The organism is Microbacterium flavum (assembly GCF_018717645.1).
Lineage (GTDB): Bacteria > Actinomycetota > Actinomycetes > Actinomycetales > Microbacteriaceae > Microbacterium > Microbacterium flavum.
Genome location: NZ_JAFLHG010000007.1, coordinates 73,067 through 87,338 on the forward strand (window position 1 = coordinate 73,067; position 14,272 = coordinate 87,338).

The window sequence follows — 14,272 nt, forward strand, 5'->3', positions numbered from 1 at the left end:
GGCCGACGGGCGGCGGGGCGGACGGACGGACGGGCCGCCGGGCGGACGGGCGGGGGCTAGCCGGACGTCTCGGCGGGGTCGCTGAACTCGATGGCCGGGTCGCGGAGGTCGAAGGGCGAGAAGATCACCGAAGGATCGTCGACGAACAGCGAGCGGTCGGCCACCGGCCCCCAGCGGTCGTCGGCGCACATCCGGAACGACACCGTGTAGAAGCCGCCGGCGAGGAAACGGATGCGCCGGCTGACCGTCCCGGTCTCATCCAGGCTCAGTTCGGCGCGCTGACCGGAGTCGCTGTCGACGCACAGCACGCCGCCGGGTACGCCACGCGCGGTGAACACGATCCCGGTGGTGGATGCCTCAGAGATCTGCAGATCGGCCGTGTCCTCGAAGCCGACGACCTCGGGCTCCGCGATGACGAACGACCCGGTGACGGGCGCGCTGCGGGCGCCGGAGGCGTCCTCGGCCCAGATGCGGTAGTCGTACGACGCGGCCGCCAGGCTCACTCCGGCGGCGTCGAAATGCCATTCGCCCGTCGCGGCGACGAGGTCGGCGTCGTAGACGTCGTCGCCGAGCGCGACGAAGACGGCCGCGGCATCCGACGACGTGCCCGTCAGCGCCGGGGTGAGGTACGTCGTCGCGGGAGGCTCGGACGTGAGGGCGACCGAAGCCTCCGTGCCATCCGTCCCCGCCGCCCCGGGCACCTCGCCGCCCGGGGCGGGAGTCACGGGATCGCGCGCAGGGGGCTGCGGACGCGGTGTCACCAGCGTCTCGAACGAGTAGTCGGCATCGAGGGTGGGGATCTCCGACGAGGTGTTGCCCCGGCCCGGGATGAGGGGTTCGGGCTGCTCCGTCTCGATGGGGGCGGCGTCGGGCTCCGGCGACGGGGCCGCGGTCGGCGCGGATGTCGGCGCCGGTGACGGCGGGGTCGACTCCGATGCCTCCGGAGCCGGGGCCTGAACCACGTGGTCGTCGGCGGTGGCCGGGTCGACCGCGGCGGGCATCGTGATGCCGCCGATCAGAGCCGTGACGAGGCCGCCGCCGACGACGATCGCGCCGATCCCGACGGCTCCACCGGAGGCGGTCGCCCCGAAGAGGGTGACGGCCGATGCGCCCGCGGCCGCCGCCGGAACGGGGGAGTTCGCGGGGAGGGTGATGGCGAGGGCGGCGAACCCGGCCGCCGCAAGGGTGACGTTGCGCATCCGCCGGTAGTCGCCCAGGAGATCGCGGTGGAGGTCCCGGCACGTATCGCACGCGTCCAGGTGCGCCCGGACGGCTCGGCGCGGGGCATCGATCGTCGCCCCCGTGACGTAGCCCACCAGGAAGCGCGCGGCGTGCGCCGGATCATCTCGGAGCTCGGCGGGCACCTGGCCCGCCAGCCACTCACGCCGCAGCCCGGTGCGAGCGCGACGCAGGAGAGCGGAGACGGCGTTGGGGCGGATGCCGAGCGACTGCGCGATCACGCCCCGCGGGGCGTTCTCGATCTCGCTCATCCACAGCACGCGCTGCCAGCGCGGGGGAAGGGCGGTGAACGCCGACAGGAGGTAGGCGGCATCCTCAGTCTCGGTCACGAGCGTCATGCCGTCCGCGGTGTCCACCGTGTCGAGCTCGGGATCGGAGAAGACGAGGTCTCCTTCGCGCCTCCGCTTGATGGCGGAGTTGCGGATCACGGTGAACAGATAGGCGCGGAAGGCCGATCGCGGGCCTTTGCCGACGACGGCGATCTGCTCGTACACGGCGAGGAACGCCTCGGAGACCAGATCCTCCGCGTGCGCGGGGTCGTATCGATATGCCAGCCGCTGCGCTGCGCGCACGTTCGCCGACCAGAGGTGCTCGTAGGCGCTGAGATCGCCCGCGCGCACGCGCTCGATCAGCTCCTCGTCGCTCGGAGCCCGGATCCCGCCGGCCTCGCGCTCCGCCTCACCCGCCATCGGCTCCCGCCCCCCTGTTCGCACATCCATCCCATGACAGGGATGTCCGCCGCCCGCACGGCACACAACACCCCCTTGAGAGAGTCGAGCCGACACGAGAAGTGACGCGCGAACGGAAGAAAGGCGTGCACAAAGATTTTCTGCGGCGAATTCTCGAAAGCCGCGTCATATTCCGCGTCCCATTCTCTCTCATCACGATGAGTAGCCCTCCCGAACGGCTGCCATCCGACATCGACGCTGAAGAGAGAACACATGTCCCCTGAGATTCGCCGCGCCCCCGCGCGCCCGCGCGCGGGCATCCTCCGGCGCGTGGCTGCCGTCGCCGCTGTGGTGGGAATCGCCCTGACTGCGGTCGTCGCGGTCCCCTCCGCCGCTCTGGCTGCGCCGAACGGCGACATCCTCGTCGAGAACGTGACGATCACGCCCGCCGACACGCAGGCCACGGTGGGCGACCGCCTCACGGTCTCGGGGGAGTGGGATGCCACCGACGCGATGCCGCAGGCGGGCGACACGTTCACGATCGGCCTGCCTGCAGAGTTCGCATTCCCGGAGAGCATCCCGTTCCCGCTTCTGGGCGTCGATGACAACGGCGACCCCGTCGTCTGGGGGAACTGCCTCACCGATCCGACCACCGGCACCGCGACCTGCACGCTCACCGAGGCCGTCGCCGCCGCGCCCGAGAACGTCAAGGGGACCTGGCAGTTCGAGGTCGATGCGGTCCAGGCGACGACCGCGGAGGACGTCACTTTCGTCCTCAACGGACGCCCCGTCACGGTGCCGCTGCCCGGCGGCGGCGGCATCGACGACGGCATCGAGCTGCCCGGCGAGGTCGCCAAGTCCGGCGTGATGAACCAGAACAACTGGTCCATGACCTGGACGCTCGATGTCCCCGGCGCGAACCTGGTGGCCGCGGGCGGCGACACCGCGCACATCACGGACACTCTGGGCGCAGGCCACGTCCTGTGCAGCGACGCCGGGTTCTCCGTGAAGACGGTGCGCGGAAGCACCGTCGTCGACGTGACCGGCACTGCCGCGCTCGAGGGCGCCGCCGGCGACACCAGCTTCGACATCACCCTTGCGGGTCCGTTCGACGCGAACGTCACCTACCGCATCACCTACCAGACCTGCACGCCGGACGGTCGCATCGACCCCGAGGGCACGACGTACGACAACTCGGCGCAGGTCGAGGGCTGGGGCGAGTCGGGGCACGGTGTCGGCGAGGTCGCCAACCGTCCGTGGCAGACGACGCTGGGCAAGTCCGGCAGCGTGCTCGGGGGGTCTGAGCGCAACGGCAAGATCTCGTGGACGGTCGTCATCCCCGGTGACCAGCTCGTCGGCACGGACGGCTTCACGTTCACCGACACGCTCGGAGCCGGCCATGAGCTGTGCGCCGACACCATCAGCGGCATCCAGGTGACCGAACGCTACGGGCCGAGCAACCAGCTGCAGCAGGACATCACCGATCGCCTCTCCGCGACGACGGTCGCCTCCAGCGACCAGGCCTTCCAGATCCGTTTCGACATCGCGGACGAGAGCCTCGCCTTCCAGGCATCCGACTATCGCTACGTCGTCACCTATACGACGTGCGTCACCTCCACCGAGCTCCCCGCGGGCGGCACGACGTTCGCCAACACGGTGGATGTGAACGGCGTGGTGGCCACGGACGACGCAGCCGTCCCGGACCGCAATCAGGGCAAGAGCGGTCGGATCAACACGGCGACGACGACGATCGACGGTGTGTCGCACATGCCGCAGACGACCCTCGACTGGGGCGTCGTGATCCCCGGCCAGACGATCGAGAGCATCGAGGACGTCCTCACGCTGACCGACACCCTGTCGGCGGGGCACACCGTCTGCGCGACCGGCGATCCCTCGGCGGGTCTCGCGGCCCGTCTGAACCTGCGGGTCGAGGCCCGGGATCAGATCCAGAACGGCGGGCTCAGCACCGTGGACCTGACCGGGTCGACGACAGCGTCCGTCGACGGCGACACCCTCACCTTCGACATCGCCGCGACCGATCTGCCGATCCCGACCGGGACCAGCGACGGCTTCAGCCGCGAATACCAGTACGTCCTGACCTACACCACCTGCACGACCAGCGGCGGGATGGATGCGCCGGGGACGAGCTACTCGAACGCGATCGTCGGCGACGGCGTCTCGTTCTCGACGAGCGTCACCCAGAACAACAGCGGCAGCGGAACCGGACAGGGCGTGACGCGCGGCTCGGTGTCGGTCCACAAGGCCCTCGCCGACACCGTAGGTGCGCAGTTCGTGCCCGCGGGGACGGCGTTCACGGTGCACGTCAAGGAGATCGATCCGACCGGCACGGTCCGCAATGAGTACGACCTGCAGGTCCCGCTCGGCGGCGACCCCGCGAAGGGTCTGAATGCGCGCGGCACCGGCTGGACGGTGGAGCTCTCGGAGCCGAGCTTCCCGCCCGTTCCGGGTGTGGTCTTCGGGAACCCGGTGTTCGCGAGCGGACCGGGAGTCACGGTCAGCGAAGACGGCACCGTCGCGGTCGCCTCGGTCGACCCGGGGACGAACGTCGGCATCCGCCTCACCAACGAGGCCGTGCTCGGATCGGCATCCGTCGTGAAGGAGCTCGCGGGCGGCGCAGCGGACCGCGTCGATACCGACCGCACCTACCGGGTCACCGCGGGCATCGACGTCAGCGCCCTCGGCGCGGGCTTCCCTGCGCAGCCGGACCGGGTTCTCGAGCTCACCGCGGGAGAGCCCGTCCTCCTCGAGAACCTCCCGATCGGCGCCACCGTGAACCTCAGCGAGGTGCGTCCGACGGATGATGACTCCTTCACCTGGGGCGAGCCGGAGATCACACCGGCGAGCGTCGTCATTACCGCGGACCACACCGCCGCTCCGGCCGCGATCACCGTGCGCAACAGCGTCGAACGGACGGTCGGCACCTTCTCGGTCGTGAAGTCCGTCACCGGCGCGCAGGCGAGCAACCCCGCGGTTCCCGAGAACGTCACCGTGACGGCCTCGTGGACGCAGGAGGGCACGCCCGGCAGCACGACCCTCACCGTGCCGACCGACGGCACTCCCGTGCCGCTGGGGGAGAACCTCCTCATCGGGACGAAGGTCACGCTGACCGAGACACCGCTGGTCGACGGGTCGAGCATCGCCTGGGGCGCACCGGCCTGGTCGGGCTCCGGCGTCGCGATCGACGGCCAGAGCGCCGTCGTGACGATCGGCCGGGATGCCGATGCCTCCGTCGCGCTGGAGAACCACGCGGCGACCTCGACCGCAGGCATCAGCATCATCAAGGGCCTCTCGGGTGAAGCGGCGGGCGAGGTCGATCCATCGACCACCTTCCCGGTCACCGCGTCGTGGACCGACGGCGAGGGCGGCACGCATTCGCGCGAGCTGACGATCTCGGCGGTCGAGCCGACGCCGCTGGGCGTGGACCTGCCCGCCGGCACGATCGTGACCCTCACCGAGGGCACGCGGCCCGCGTTCGACACCGTCGTCTGGGGCTCGATCGCCATTTCCGGTCAGGGTGTCGACGACCGCGGTGACGGATCGGCGACGGTACCCGTATCCGCGCAGCAGAGCGATGTGACCCTCGTGACCGTCGTGAACGAGGCGACGTGGGCTCCCGGCACCTTCGCGGTGGCCAAGAGCATCGTCGGCGTCCGCGGCGACCACCCGGGCGTCCCCGATGAGGTCACTGTCGTCGCCACGTGGAACGAGGGGGAGTCGCGGGTGTCCCGCGAGCTGTCGGTCCCGACCGACGGGACTGCGGTGGTCTTCCCCGAGACGCTTCCGCACGGCACCGAGGTGACGCTGACGGAGGCGCCGCTCGACGACACGGCGCAGTTCACGTGGGATGCCCCGGAGTGGAGCGGCACCCGCGTGGTCGCCGCCGGGGACGGGACGGCCGTGGTGACGATCGGCGCCGCGGACACCGCCGAGGTCTCGCTCGTGAACACGGCGGTGCCCTCGCTCGGCAGCGTCGCGATCACGAAATCCGTGACGGGCGCGACCGTGGCATCCGGAACGGAGTTCCCCGTGACGATCAGCTGGACGGATCTGCGGGGCGAGCAGCAGACCCGCGAGGCTCGCCTCACGGTCGGTGTTCCGGTGGAGATCGCCGATCTGCCCCTGGGCACGGAGATCCGCGTCGAGGAGAAGTCCGCGACGCTGCCCGACCGGGTGCGCTGGGTCGGGGCGACATGGTCGGCCTCGGGCGATGACGTGTCCGTCTCCACAGAGGCCGGCAGCGCCCTGGCGACCGTGGCCGTGACCGGCGCACCGGGTGCGCGTGCCGAGCTGTCGCTGCACAACGAGCTCGCGGTGGGCCCGGCGCTGCCCGCCACCGGTGGCGACGGCCTGACGGTCGGCCTCGTGGGCGGAGGCGCCGCGCTCGTGATCCTCGCCGGAGCCGTGCTGCTGCTGCTGAAGCGACGCGCGCGCGCGTAACGCCTTCCTCCGGGAGCCCGAGGAGGCGGTGTCACCCCGACGCCGCCTCCTTCGGCATCCCGCCCGCGGCGCGGGCAGCGGATGCCGAGCGTCCAGAACACGCGGATGCGCCACCCCTCGAGCCCGCGTGTCCTGGACACTCGCCGGAGCGGTCCGGGCGAGCGGACGTGCTGCCAGCGCGGCGCGGCGAGACGGCGGCGCGGCGAGACGGCGGCGCGGCGAGACGGCGGCGCGGCGAGCGGGTCAGGGCTGGAGGGTCGCGGTCCAGAAGCCCTCGCCGTCGGGCGAGGTCGCGGTCGCGGCGAACGACGTGAGGCTCTGCAGCGCGGTCGGGACGGCGATGGGGGTGAGGGCGGCGCCGTCGTGGCAGACGAGCTCCTGCGTCGTGGAGGTGCTCCCCGCGGAGCCGGTGTAGGTGAGGGTGAACGAGGCCCGGTCGCTGCCGATGCACCGCAGCTCCACCGAACGGAAGGTCCGGGCGGAGTCGAGGTCGACCTGCGCCCGGTCGGCCGCGGAGCCGGAGGCGTCGGATGCCTCGCCGGCTGCGGCGTTCGCGAACCGGCCCCCGACGGCGCTGCCGTCCCCGGCATCCATCCCCGCGCGGTACCAGGTCTCCCACGCAGCGCGGTCGTCCTCCGTCGGCTGCGACAGGGATGCGCAGCCGCTCAGCAGTCCGACGAGGAGAAGGGGCGCGAGGAGCGCAGCGGGGCGGCGAAGCACCGTCCCAGGCTACGCCCCGCTCAGGAGATCGTGAGCAGCTGGTGCCCCGCCGACACGGTGGTGCCGGGGGCCGCGTCGATGGCCCCGATGACCCCGTCCTTATGGGCCTGCAGGGGCTGCTCCATCTTCATCGCCTCGAGGACGACCACGAGGTCGCCCTTGACGACCTGCTGGCCCTCTTCGACGGCGACCTTCACGATCGTCGCCTGCATCGGAGCCTTCACAGCGTCGCCCGACGCGCCCGCGTTGACGGTCGTCGCGTGCGACCGTCGCGACGGCGGCGCCGCCGCCGGCCGGCCGATCTTGACGGGGGCGACCGCGACGCGGTCGGGCAGGCTCACCTCGAGGCGCTTGCCGGAGACCTCGACGACGACCGTGTGGCGCGGCTCGGATGCCTCGGGCGATTCGAGCTCGCCGTCCCACGGCGGGATGCCGCCTTCGAAGTCGGTCTCGATCCAGCGCGTGAAGACGCCGAAATGACCGTCCTCGGCGGTGAAGGCCGGGTCGCGCACGACCTTGCGGTGGAACGGGAGCACCGTGGGCATGCCGGCGACTTCGAACTCGTCGAGCGCGCGGCGGGCACGCTCGAGCGCCTCGGCGCGGTCGCGGCCGGTGACGATGAGCTTGCCCAGGAGCGAGTCGAAGGCGCCCGAGACGCTGTCGCCCGCGGTGACACCCGAGTCGAGACGGATGCCGGGGCCGCCGAACGTCTTGAACTGATGGATCCGACCGGGCTGGGGGAGGAAGTTCCGCCCCGGGTCCTCGCCGTTGATGCGGAACTCGATCGAGTGGCCCACGGGCTCGGGGTCGCGGTCTTCGAGCGTGCCGCCTTCGGCAAGACGGAACTGCTCGCGGACGAGGTCGAGCCCCGTGACCTCCTCGGAGACGGGGTGCTCGACCTGGAGGCGCGTGTTCACCTCGAGGAAGGAGATGGTGCCGTCGGCGCCGATGAGGAACTCGCACGTCCCCGCCCCGACGTAGCCGACCTCGCGGAGGATCGCCTTGGACGACTCGTAGAGGATGCGGTTCTGCTCCTCGCTGAGGAAGGGCGCGGGCGCCTCCTCGACGAGCTTCTGGTGACGACGCTGCAACGAGCAGTCGCGGGTCGAGACGACGACGACGGTGCCTGCGGCATCCGCCAGGCACTGGGTCTCCACGTGACGCGGCTTGTCCAGGTACTTCTCGACGAAGCACTCGCCGCGGCCGAAAGCGGTGATCGCCTCGCGCGTCGCCGACTCGAAGAGCTCGGCCACCTCGTCGAGCTCGCGCGCGACCTTCAGGCCGCGGCCTCCGCCGCCGTAGGCCGCCTTGATCGCGATGGGCAGGCCGACCTCTTCGGCGAACGCGATGACCTCGTCCGCGCCCGAGACCGGTCCGGGCGTGCCGGGGGCGAGCGGGGCGCCGACCTTCTCGGCGACGGCGCGGGCGGTGACCTTGTCGCCGAGAGCCTCGATCGCGTCGGGAGCGGGACCGATCCAGATGAGACCGGCGTCGATCACCGCACGCGCGAAGTCGGCGTTCTCGGCGAGGAAGCCGTAGCCGGGGTGCACGGCGTCGGCGCCGGAGCGGCGCGCGACGGAGAGGATCTTCTCGATCGACAGGTAGGTCTCGACGCTGGTCGTGCCGCCGAGGGCGTACGCTTCGTCGGCGAGCTTCGCGTGCATCGCGTCGCGGTCCTGATCGGCGTAGACGGCGACGGATCCTTTGCCGGCGTCGCGTGCGGCCCGGATCACGCGGACGGCGATCTCGCCGCGATTCGCGACCAGGACCTTCGTGATGGGTCGAGGGGCGTTCGGGCGCGCGTCGGGCGCGGACACGGAAAGCGGCATGGATGCCAGCCTACCCAGCACGCCCCCGCTCATTTTGGATCACTCGCACAAGATCTCTCCGCGAACGTGTGCGGTGACCTACGAAGGTGCGGGCGTGCTCCACAGGTCGGTCCACGTGATGCCGAGCTCGCGGCACAGGTGGCGCAGCGTCGAGAGCGACATCCCGACGACGGTCGAGGGGTCGCCGTCGACCCGCTCGATGAAGGCGCCGCCGAGGCTGTCCACGGTGAAGGCGCCCGCGACCTGCAGCGGTTCGCCGGTGGCGACGTACGCGTCGATCTCGGCATCCGTCACATCCGCGGAGAAGGACACGGACGCCGCGGCGACGGCGTGCGCCTCTCGGGGTGCGGCGCCCGGCGAGAGGCGGAAGACGCTGTGCCCCGAGTGCAGGATGCCGGTGCGGCCGCGCATCTCGCGCCACCGGGCGATCGCGACGTCGGGCCGGTGCGGCTTGCCGAGGATCTCACCTCCCAGCTCGAACATCGAATCGCCCCCGATCACGATCCCGTCGAAGTCGGGGGACTCCGCGGCGAGCGCCGCGGCGACGTCCTGCGCCTTCCGTCGGGCGAGAAGCAGGACGTGCTCGTCGGGGGCCAGGGTGCGCTCCTCCGCGGCCTCGACGGCCGCGATGACCGCCTCCTCGTCGACCTGCGGCGACCGGGTGAGCGGCTCGATGCCCGCCTGCCGCAGGAGCATGAGGCGGGCGGGCGAGGTGGAGGCGAGGCAGACGCGCATGGGCTCCAGCGTACGGGCGGGTGTGGGAGCATCGGGGGATGCAGGATGGCGAACGACTCGACCTCGAGATCACCGACGTCGCGCACGGAGGAGTCTTCGTGGCGCGGCACGACGGGCGGGTCGTCTTCGTCGAGGGCGCGATCCCGGGCGAGCGCGTGACGGTGGAGCTGACCGACACCTCGAAGGCCGCGTTTTGGCGCGCCGACACGCTCGAGGTCCGGGATGCCTCCCCGCACCGCCGCCCCCACGTCTGGGCCGCTGCGGATGTCGCCGTGCCGCCCGAGGCGCGCCCCGGCGGCGCCGACTTCGGACACATCGGCCTCGCTCATCAGCGCGTGCTGAAGCAGCAGGTGCTCGATGACGCGCTCCGCCGCTTCGCCGGCATCCCGGACCCGGCGACGACGATGTCCCCCGCGGGCGCTGCCGGGGAGACCGGTGTCACGGGCGGCGCCGAGACCGACCGCGCGGACGGGCTCGGCTGGCGGACGCGCGTGAGCCTGCACGTGGACGAGGCCGGCAGGATCGGGCCCTTCGCCGCTCGCAGCCATCGGGTGATCGAGACCCCCGATCTCCCCCTGGCCACCGCCGCGATCGCGGACGTCGCCCGTGGCCTCGAGGGCTTCGAGCCGGGCCGCGTCGACCTCGTCGAGCCGTCGGAGGGCGGCATCCGCGTCATCGTCCGTCCTGAGCGGCCCCGTGGCGGATCGGGACGAGGCGCCGATGCGCGTCCCCCGCAGGGACGCCCCGGTCGCGGCGGTCGCCGCCCCGCGCGCCGGGTGGGCGCCGCCCCTGCGTTCCGGGCGGACCCGACCGCGCGAGAGGTCATCATCGAACGCGTCGGGAGCCGGGAGTTCGAGGTGGATGCCGGGGGGTTCTGGCAGGTTCACCGCCTCGCCGCATCCACGCTCACCGCCGCAGTGCGGTCCGCCCTCGAGACGGCGGGAGGCGTCGATCCGTCGGCCCACCACCTGGACCTCTACGGAGGCGTCGGCCTCTTCGCCGCCGCCATCGCCGAGGCGGGGGGACCGGGCACCCGCGTGACGAGCGTCGAGGCGGATGCGCGCGCGACCGAGCATGCGGGCGCCAACCTCGCCGAGTGGGTGGGCGCCCGCGCCGAGACCGACCGGACCGACCGCTATCTGGCGCGTCTTGTGAAGGACGGCTCCGCCGCCGAACGGGCCCGTCTCGCTCGCGGCGCCGTGCTGCTGGACCCGCCGCGCGCGGGCGCGGGTCGCGCGGTCGTGGAGGCGATCGCGCAGCTCGCCCCGGCGTCCGTCGTCTACGTGGCGTGCGACCCCGTCGCCCTCGCCCGCGACCTCGGCACGTTCCGCGAGCTCGGCTACGATCCCGTGCGACTGGACGCGTTCGACCTCTTCCCGCACTCGCACCACCTCGAGACGGTCGCGGTCCTCCAGGCGACGGGCGCCCCCGCTCGCTAGGCTCGGAGCGTGTCCAGCGTCGCGCTCATCGATGACCACGAGTCCGTCCGACTCGGACTCGAGGCCGCGTGCGCCCGAGCCGGCGTCGGCGAGGTGGTCTACTCCGGAGCGACCGTGCGGGGTTACCTCGCCTGGCGTGCGGCGACACAGGCGCCGCGGGCCGACGTCGTCGTCCTGGATCTGATGCTCGGCGACGGCGCCACCGTCACCGAGAACGTCACCGCCCTCGTCGCCGACGGGTCGCCCGTGCTGATCCACAGCGTCGCGGACCGCCCCGCCGCCGTGCGGGAGGCGCTCTCCGCGGGAGCCGCGGGCGTCATCAGCAAAGCCTCCCGCACCGACGACGTCATCGCGGCGATCCGGACGATCGCGCAGGGGCAGCCCCTGGAGAACCTGGAATGGGCGAGCGCTGTGGACGGAGACCACGCCTTCGCGGACGCGCAGCTGGCCAACCGCGAGCGCGAGGTGCTGCGGCTGTATGCGGCCGGCCTGCCGTTGAAGGCCGTGGCGGATCGCCTCGGCATCGCCTATTCGACCGCCAAGGAGAACATCACGCGCATCCGGGTGAAGTACGTCGAGGTGGGCCGGCCCGCCCCGACGAAGGTCGACCTGCTGCGCCGGGCGATGGAGGACGGCCTCGTCGACGAGCGACGCCGGGACGCGCGTGACGACGCCGGGACACGCTGAGTCGCCGCCCGTCGCCGCGATCCCGCGCCGCGTCCCGGCGGAGCTTTCGACGGCGACCGAGCGGTTCACCCAGCGACGTGTCGAGCGGATCCTCTCCCTCGTCGTCGCGCTCGGCAGCGGCGTCCTGGGCGCGCAGTCGTTCCTCAACGCCCTCGGTTCCACGCAGGAGACCCTCCACTGGCACGCCCCGCTGCTGATCGGCGTGTTCGTCCCGCTCGGGCTCATGGTCATCGCCCTCGCTTCGGGGGTCCTCGTGCGCCTCGCGAGCGGGGTGTGCGCGGTGGCCATCGCCGCGGCGCTCCTGTGCTGGCCGGCCGCGACATCCGGATCGACCTCTCCCGCCACCTCCGACCCGTGGATCTGGTACCTCCTCAACGTCGCCACGGCCGCCGCGGCGATGGCCTTCCCGCTCGCGGTGCAGATCGGCTGGGTCGTCTTCATCCCGGTGCTCTACACGGCCAGCCGACTGTGGCAGGTGGGGCTCGACCGCGCCTCGGTCGTCGAGGTCGTGCTCGACTCCTCGTTCGCCCTCATCCTCGGCGGTGTGATCGTCGCCCTGGGCTGGATCCTGCGCTCGGTCGCCGTCGGGATCGACGACGCGCGACGGGATGCCGTCCGCTCCTACGCCGCCGCCGCCGAGGCGGATGCGGCGGAGGCGGAGCGCGTCGCCGTGGCCGCGCTCATGCACGACAGCGTGCTGGCCGCGCTCATCGCCGCCGAGCGGGCCGAGACGCCGCGGGAGGACGCGCTGGCCGTCGCGATGGCGCGTGAGGCTCTGACGCGGCTCGCGAACGCGGAGCTGGATGCCGGGGAGGGGTCGGACGAGTCCGTCGCCGCGACGGCGCTGGCCCGCGCCGTCGAGAACGCCGCCGCGACGGGTGCGGGTCGGGTTCCCGTCACCGTCGCCGTCGAGGCGGACGCCGGAGAGATCCCCGGCCGCGTGGCCCGCGCGATCGTGCTCGCCACCACGCAGGCTGTCGCCAACGCGATCCAGCACGCGGGGGGACGAGGCCTCGCGGTCGACGTGCGGGCCGGCCGCCGGACCGTCGCCGTGCGGATCGCCGACCGGGGCGCGGGGTTCGAACCGGCCGCCGTCGGGGCTGATCGCCTCGGCATCCGGGGCTCGATCGTCGCCCGGATGGCCGCCGTCGGAGGCCGCGCGCGGGTCGCGACCGGCAGGCAGGGGACGACCGTCATCCTCGAGTGGGAGCGGCCGCGATGAGCGAACGGGCGCGGGGGGAGCGCGAGGGCGCGCCGGAAGGCCCCTTCCGGATCGCCCTGTCGGTGCTCGCGATCGCCTTCACCGCCTACCTCGCTGCCGGCGCGCTGCTGTGGACGACCCCGCCCGAGCATCCGATCGTGCAGGTCGCGGCGGTGGTCATGTACCTCTCCACGACGTGGGTGTGCATCTTCTGGGACGCGCGGAGCGCTCCGGCCCCCGACCCGGTGCGGACGCGCATCGGCGAGCGTCGACCCCTGCCCCTGTGGGCGGCGGTCCTCGCTCTGACGTGCGCGGTGATCGTCCCGAACGCGAGCTGGTACGCGGCCGGCGCATCGGGACGGCTCGACAGCTTCGCGACGTGGGGGCTGGGGGCGGTCGGCGCGCTCATGGCCGTCGTGATGGTGCGCCGTCGTCCCCTGACCGCCTGGGCCGGCGTCGCCGTCGCGGCCATCGCGGCGTCGATGTGGATCGGGCCGCGCCAGGCGATGGCGCTCGGCGTCGTCGGCGCCGTCCTCTGGGTCGGGGTCGCCCAGCTCATGTCCTGGCTCGTCGACCGCATGGCGCGCGACGCCGCCCAGCTCACGGATGCGCAGCGCGAGGCCTCCGAATGGCTCGCGTCGCAGGAGGGCGCACGCCGGGAGCGCCGCACGCAGATCCAGCGGGCCCTCGCCGTCGCGGGGCCGGTCCTCGCCCACACGATCGCCGTCGGCGGTCACCTCGATGGGCGGGAGCGCGCGCTCGCACGCGTCGCGGAGGCATCCCTGCGCGACGAGCTGCGCGGCGCGGCGCTCCTCGATGACGACGTCCGCGCGGCGCTCGCCGCGGCGCGCGGGCGCGGTGCAGTCGTCTCGGTCGTCGACGAGGGCGGTCTGGATGCCGTCGCCGCCGAGGCCCGCGAGACGCTCCGTGCGGAGCTCGCGGCCGTTCTCGCGTCGGCACGGTCCGAGCGGCTGTTCGTGCGGAGCTCGACGCACGCCGACGTCGCCGTGACGGTCGTGGGCAGGTCCGAGGGCGCGGACGGCGAGGACACGGTCGACCTCTGGCACGAGGTCCGTCGGCCGCCGGAGTCAGCGGAGTCGGCGGAGCATGCCGATGGGCAGGTCCTCCCGCAGACGGACATCGCGGAGGATGCGCCGCGCGAGGCGTGACGGCGGGGACGTGGCCCGCGGAGGAAGAGGAGGCGAGGGGCGGCGAAGCCGCCCGCCCCTCGCCGTGCGAGCCGGTTACCCGAAAACCAGCCCGCGAGGGTGCGGCGCGCCACGCGAGGCGGGCGCA

The 14,272-nt window shown here is 72.8% G+C and carries 9 protein-coding genes; 5 read left to right on the top strand and 4 right to left on the bottom strand.

From position 1 onward, the window contains the following. Window positions 1-56 precede the first annotated feature (56 nt). On the bottom strand, window positions 57-1,958 hold the full coding sequence (locus J0P97_RS08930) for an RNA polymerase sigma factor (RefSeq protein WP_215487439.1): 1,902 nt from the start codon (window positions 1,956-1,958) through the stop codon (window positions 57-59). A gap of 222 nt (window positions 1,959-2,180) precedes the next feature. On the opposite strand from J0P97_RS08930, the gene J0P97_RS08935 reads away from it, so the two are divergent. Beyond that, complete coding sequence (locus tag J0P97_RS08935; protein ID WP_215487440.1) at window positions 2,181-6,365, top strand: DUF5979 domain-containing protein; 4,185 nt, start codon at window positions 2,181-2,183, stop codon at window positions 6,363-6,365. Window positions 6,366-6,608: 243 nt separating this feature from the next. Here J0P97_RS08935 and J0P97_RS08940 read toward each other — a convergent pair whose 3' ends face one another. The 3 genes from J0P97_RS08940 to J0P97_RS08950 form a co-directional block, all read right to left on the bottom strand. Further along, window positions 6,609-7,085, bottom strand: a complete 477-nt coding sequence (locus J0P97_RS08940) for a hypothetical protein (protein ID WP_246540111.1) — start codon at window positions 7,083-7,085, stop codon at window positions 6,609-6,611. 20 nt (window positions 7,086-7,105) lie between these two features. Next, window positions 7,106-8,914, bottom strand: a complete 1,809-nt coding sequence (locus J0P97_RS08945; RefSeq protein WP_215487441.1) for an acetyl/propionyl/methylcrotonyl-CoA carboxylase subunit alpha — start codon at window positions 8,912-8,914, stop codon at window positions 7,106-7,108. Between the two features lie 78 nt (window positions 8,915-8,992). Beyond that, entirely contained in the window at window positions 8,993-9,649 is a 657-nt protein-coding gene (locus J0P97_RS08950; RefSeq protein WP_215487442.1) for a Maf family protein, read from the bottom strand. A gap of 38 nt (window positions 9,650-9,687) precedes the next feature. Here J0P97_RS08950 and J0P97_RS08955 point away from each other — a divergent pair, with 38 nt between their 5' ends. From J0P97_RS08955 to J0P97_RS08970, 4 genes are read left to right on the top strand one after another with little or no spacing between them, the layout of a single operon-like run. Further along, window positions 9,688-11,088, top strand: coding sequence for a class I SAM-dependent RNA methyltransferase (locus J0P97_RS08955; RefSeq protein ID WP_215487443.1), 1,401 nt, complete (start codon window positions 9,688-9,690; stop codon window positions 11,086-11,088). 9 nt (window positions 11,089-11,097) lie between these two features. Beyond that, window positions 11,098-11,775, top strand: a complete 678-nt coding sequence (locus J0P97_RS08960; protein WP_215487444.1) for a response regulator transcription factor — start codon at window positions 11,098-11,100, stop codon at window positions 11,773-11,775. Continuing rightward, window positions 11,753-12,997, top strand: coding sequence for a sensor histidine kinase (locus J0P97_RS08965; protein ID WP_246540112.1), 1,245 nt, complete (start codon window positions 11,753-11,755; stop codon window positions 12,995-12,997). The genes J0P97_RS08960 and J0P97_RS08965 overlap by 23 nt, the downstream gene beginning before the upstream one ends. After that, window positions 12,994-14,145 (top strand): hypothetical protein, encoded by a 1,152-nt coding sequence (locus tag J0P97_RS08970; RefSeq protein WP_246540114.1) that lies wholly within the window; start codon window positions 12,994-12,996, stop codon window positions 14,143-14,145. The genes J0P97_RS08965 and J0P97_RS08970 overlap by 4 nt, the downstream gene beginning before the upstream one ends. Window positions 14,146-14,272: the final 127 nt, after the last annotated feature.